This is a genomic window from Flavobacterium sp. DW-iso2 (assembly GCF_058725285.1).
Genome location: NZ_JBZXDY010000049.1, coordinates 1 through 5810 on the forward strand (window position 1 = coordinate 1; position 5810 = coordinate 5810).

The 5810-nt window shown below is 31.6% G+C and carries 4 protein-coding genes; 3 read left to right on the forward strand and 1 reads right to left on the reverse strand.

Annotated features, from left to right (window positions below; genetic code table 11):
• Nucleotides 1-33 precede the first annotated feature (33 nt).
• Nucleotides 34-279 carry a hypothetical protein gene (locus AC4PRO_RS17925; protein ID WP_492118363.1) on the reverse strand — a complete coding sequence of 82 codons (246 nt, stop codon included), beginning with the start codon at nt 277-279 and terminating at the stop codon, nt 34-36.
• A gap of 591 nt (nt 280-870) precedes the next feature.
• On the opposite strand from AC4PRO_RS17925, the gene AC4PRO_RS17930 reads away from it, so the two are divergent.
• From AC4PRO_RS17930 to AC4PRO_RS17940, 3 genes are all read left to right on the forward strand, one after another.
• Nucleotides 871-1848, forward strand: coding sequence for a hypothetical protein (locus AC4PRO_RS17930; protein ID WP_492118364.1), 978 nt, complete (start codon nt 871-873; stop codon nt 1846-1848).
• Between the two features lie 198 nt (nt 1849-2046).
• The gene (locus AC4PRO_RS17935; RefSeq protein ID WP_492118365.1) at nt 2047-3000 is read left to right on the forward strand and encodes an AAA family ATPase; all 954 of its coding nucleotides are present in this window, start codon (nt 2047-2049) and stop codon (nt 2998-3000) included.
• Nucleotides 3001-3009: 9 nt separating this feature from the next.
• On the forward strand, nt 3010-5508 hold the full coding sequence (locus AC4PRO_RS17940; RefSeq protein WP_492118366.1) for a S8 family peptidase: 2499 nt from the start codon (nt 3010-3012) through the stop codon (nt 5506-5508).
• Nucleotides 5509-5810 lie beyond the last annotated feature (302 nt).

Below are 5810 nucleotides of genomic sequence, written 5' to 3' on the forward strand. Positions count from 1 at the left end.
AACTCCCTACATAAATACACATAAATTTGCCTGTTAAATTTTACATTTTTTCTTGTTTTTTATCATAGAATGCGCTATCGGGTTATTCCTGAAAAATTCAATTTCATCGATTTTATCTTTGAATTTGTATTTTAGGCAATATGTTTTTAGTTTTTCTAAAATGGATATCGAAATCTTTATGGCCTCCTCCGCATATTGGACGGGCTCTTTCATTTCTGGATGTATTTTGTCTAACTGATGTTCTAATTCGGATAAGAGGGATTGTGAAAACAATTTCATTTTAGATTATTAAGGTTTGTCAATTGTACTGATTTGATTATTAGATACTTTGACAAATCTATTGGTCTGATATCAAGGGTACAAATAGTCCTGTATTCAATTCCCGAATTGAATAGTGAAATTCCCGAATTGCATAGTGGAAATTTGAGTGAAATGGTAGCCAAATCCATTGACTTTCCTTTAAGTTTAATACAGAAAATGTATCTTAATAGTTAAAGCAATAGAATTTTTTCTAAAACCTGTTTTTACAATCTAAAAAGATAATTTTAAGACTATTGATTTTTTAATGATAAATTCATCCCGGAAAATAAATCTGTCTTAAAACACTAAGAAAAAGGTGTTTATATTGAACGTAAAACATTTTGTGATTGCACAACAGTTACCTTTGATAGCGGGCACTGATTGAAAATCAACGCTAGCGATTGTTTGTAAATCAGCGGTCGGATCTATGCTAATTGTTTTAAGTAGTTTTAAAATAAACTGTAGTCACGGAATGCGATTTCGTCATTGCCAATCAGTTTGTAAATTTCTATATTTAAGCTATCTTTATCAATGATAATACTAGTTTTTTTTAAGAAATTTAATCAATAAATGGAAGAATTTGAAGAAAATTATGCTAAAGTTACAGAGACTTTGCTTGATTATGGATGGATACTTACTCCCTTTATACTTAATCGAGATTTTAAAAAAATCCAACGATTGGTCTCAACAATAAACAGATCTACCTCTCTAACAGATGCTGAACGTGAAACATTTCAAAAAGAAATAAATATCCTTCTAACTGATATTATTTTTAATCCATTGTTTCGGGCATTTTTTGTTTATAGGGCAAAGGAGGTTAAGTATATTAAAGATTTTTCACACCATATAGAAAGAGGACTACTTCATTATTATAACAATGATTATTTTTCTACGGTTTTATGTTTGTTACCAGCTATAGAGGGGGCACTCTTGGCTTATTATGGATGGGAATATGGAACAATAAGAAAGCCATCAATTACTAAATTAATTCAAGAAATAGAAAAATGTAGGGTTCGCACTTATGACACTGTAAAGTATAAAATGTATTCTAAATGTATTTCTCTTTTTTTACAAAAATGGATATTCTCAGATACAAGTACTGCTGATACCTCTTTTTCTTATTTGAATCGACATTATGTTTTACATGGAATGGGGAAAAATAATTATTATTCGATAGCTGATGCCCACAGACTGATTATGTTTTTTGATTTATTCATTGAATTTCTTTCACTTGAGCAAAAGATAAGATATAGTTTTATACCTGACCCAGGAGTTAATATTTCAATTGACAGTAGGAGTGGCTATTATTTTAAGTTGCTTACCACCAATATAAAGAGAGAAGAAGTTATGAGAACGGAATATGAGTTAATGAAGCAAAACATAAACTATTATGTTGAAAAAGATATTCCTAACTTCCAAGAAATGGTTATTCGTTCAGCTAAAGAACATACAGCATTTATGAATGAAATGGAATCTAAGTTTGGGAAGATAAAAAAGCAAAAGCAATCTATTTGCAAAAGAATCAAGCACTATTTTGCCAAAAGGTAACGGCAAAATGTAAATATCTGATGTTTACGTTTCTCATTTACAGTTATGGAATACAGTTATGCCGTCAGGCATCGATAACTGGCAATAGTTCGAGGTCGGGAGACATAGAAGAGTAAGTTAAATATGGTAAAACTTCTTAAAAATGAAGATAAGAGCAACTAAATATTGAGAAGTCTATTTTTTTATTACTTTTGTTTTATGGCAACAGCTGAACAAATAAAATCCTTACTTCAATCTCATTACAAGAACGATAATGATCGATTTACCTCCATAGCCCTTCAAGTGGCTGCACATGAAGCTAGGCAGGGCCATATGTCTATAGCTAAAGATATTAAAGCCTTAGTTGATCGTTCAAAAACTGATGGATTTAAAGTTATTAAAATCAATCCCGATTTAAGTGATTTAGTTCTTGTTTATTATCCTGAAAACAAGTTAAGTGAATTAATACTTTCCAACGAAGTTAATAATAAGCTTCACAGAATCATTAAAGAATACAAACAACGCGATAAAATACTGAAATTTGGTCTACAGAATCGTAGAAAAGTTCTTTTATCTGGATTACCTGGTACCGGCAAAACGGCTACAGCTTCTGCTATTTCAGGAGAATTAAAACTGCCTTTGTATGTCATTATGATGGATAAACTAATGACTAAATATATGGGTGAAACAGCTTCCAAACTTCGTCAGATTTTCGATATGATGATTTCAAATCGAGGTGTTTATCTGTTTGATGAATTTGACGCTATAGGTGCCGAAAGGGGAAGGGATAATGAAGTGGGTGAAATGCGTAGGGTTTTAAATTCTTTTTTGCAATTTATTGAACAGGATAGTTCTGAGAGCATTATTTTCGGAGCAACAAATAATATAAAAATTCTTGATTCAGCACTTTTCAGACGTTTCGATGATATTATAAATTATACGTTACCCACCAAAAATGATATTGAAGAATTAATAAAATTAAAACTGAATAAATATTTAGGGAATTTCTCATTAGATACTACAATTTCGGCCGCTTCGGGGTTAAGTCATGCGGAAATAACAAACGCTTGTTATGATGCGCTCAAAGAAATAATATTGACTGATAAAAATACTGTAACGCAAAAAATATTAATTCAGATGGTAAAAGATAGAAAAATTCACCACATGCTGTAATTACTATTTATGAGCAATGACTTCAAGCCCCATTTATTCCTTAAAAAGGTTCACACTACTCAAAATTTTACTACCACTCAAAAGGGAGGTCCCTCTACTATAATTTTCCCTCAACGTGACAGAGTTCAACATGGCGAATTTTTATTATCTGCTTTAACAGATATCTGGGAATTTCATAATAAAGAGATTACAGAAAGGAAAGAAATAGGGTTACCTGTAAAAAATGGAGAATATATTAGTTTCACAAGTGCGGTAAATGATAATTTGCAATTGAGCTCTTTGGATGCTAATGGCGCAAAATTATTAAATGTTAAATCTGACAAAGAAACGCAACAGCAAATTGCAACAGTTTTTATTCCAGAAAATAAAAAAGAAGGGCTTTTAAAAAAGGTTGAAGAATATCTATCTCAAAATGCTATATACAAGGGCGTAGATCAACAGAAACCTAAAAACCAGCCATTAGTTGATACAATTGAAAATATCTCCGTTTCTACAATTGAAAATATTTGGAGCAGTCCTATTGAATTTTTACCGCGGGAACATCAAATATGGTGTGAATTATGGTTAGACACAGAGGTTGCTAATCCTGATCATTATCTTCAACAGCTTAAAAGTATTTGTACAATATTTGATATTGAATTAATTGAAAATTATATCAGTTTCCCACAAAGAATAATTGCTGTTGTGAGGGCAAACTACGCACAATTGTCCGAATTAATTAGATCTTTTCCTTTAATAGCAGAAATTAGAAAAACTGAAGAACTAAATAGTTTTTGGCTTAGTCAAATTACAGTTGAACGTGAAGATTGGATTCAGGATGCGCTAAGCAAAATCAATTTCACTGCAACTAATAATTATGTAACTATTTTAGATACCGGTATTAACAATGGGCATTTATTAATAAGTCCGCTTTTGTCCGACTCCAATAGATTAACAGTTGACTCTGCTTGGGGTATCAATGATATGAGTGGTCATGGAACTAGAATGGCAGGCGTAGTAGCATATGGAAATCTGAATAGTATATTGGAAAATAATGGTAAAACCAACATCAATCACCTGTTAGAATCTGTAAAAATTTTACCGCAAAACGGAAATCAGCCCCATCAATATCCATTTATAACATTAGACGCTGTTAATACTGCTGTGATTAACAATCCTGATTTTAAAAGAATATATTGTTTGGCAGTAACAAGTGAATTCCAAAATGATTTTGGCAAACCTTCAACGTGGTCAGCTGTAATTGATAGTATAATATTTGGAGCAGATGAAAATGACAAAAAACTATTTGTTATAAGTATAGGTAATGTTCGCGATGAAGAAGATTGGAAAAACTATCCAAACAGTAATTTGGATTTAGCGGTGGAAAGCCCAGCTCAATCTTGGAATGCAATAAGCGTAGGTGCATATACTTTAAAAACATTGGCTGATAGGCAAACTGTAGCCAATCATGCCGAATTATCGCCTTTCAGTCGTACTTCAAGTTCTTGGGAAAATTCTTGGCCAATAAAACCTGATGTCGTATTTGAGGGTGGAAATCTTGAAAGTTTAAACAATGGAGACGTATCTCAGGAAGATGATTTAGAAATATTGACAACATCTAATATCTCAATTACAAATAATTTTTCAACTATAAATGCCACAAGTGCTGCAACGGCTACAGCATCACATTTTTTAGCAAAACTTCGAGATATTTATCCTGAAGCTTGGCCTGAGACACTAAGAGGTTTAATGATACACTCGGCTAGTTGGACGGAAGAAATGTTTAATCAATTTGGATATGACATTGCCAAAAAAAGTTCCGAGGCTTTAAGGCTTCTTAGAATTTACGGTTATGGTGTTCCAAATTTGGAAAAAGCAATTCAATGTAAGTCTAATTACTTAACATTCATTTCAGAGCAATCAATACAGCCCTATGTATTAGATGGAGGTTCTATAAAAACTAAAGACATCCATTATTATGAATTTCCTTGGCCAAAGGAAGTATTGCAAAATTTAGGAGCAGCAAACACAACATTAAGAGTTACCCTTTCTTATTTTATAGAGCCAAACCCTGGAGACAAAGGGTATTCTACAAAATATTCTTATCAGTCAACAGCATTAAAATTTTTATTGATTAATCCGGGAGAAGATTTTGATAATTTTAAATTGAGAACCAATAGGATAAATCAGGATGATTTAAAGCAATTGCTTGGTGTACCTAAACTAGATTCAACTGACATTGAAAGAGAGACTGGGAATGATAGATGGTCATTAGGTGCGGATAATGTTTTTAAGGGGTCTATACACAGCAATTATTGGAAAGGGACAGCAGCTGAAATTGCAAGTTGTAATATTTTAGCTATTTATCCAGTGGCCTCAGGTTGGTGGAAACAACTTAAGAAACAAAATAAGGCTAATAGTAAATTAAAATATTCTTTAACTGTCTCCATCGAGACACCTGAAAATACAACCGATATTTATACTACTATTGCAAATAAATTAATTGTAGAGAACCTTATTAAAGTATAGCTTTTATTCAAAAGCAATCAATTTTAATATTTTATAAAAGTTTAGGTTTATCTTTCGATTTCTACTTTTTCAACTATCGTTTTTAAACCAGTCCTTTTGATGATGATAGCTTTTACATGCGATGAAATTATCTACAATTTTAACTAATACTGCTATATGGATCTAATACCAGTGCATTGGTATTATAGACTTGATCAAACCTATAATTTTATATTGGTTACATCATGTTTTGACCCCTATAAAACAAGAGTACTATTTTAAATTTCGATTTTTAATTAAGCGGTTAATTTTTTCATTTCTAT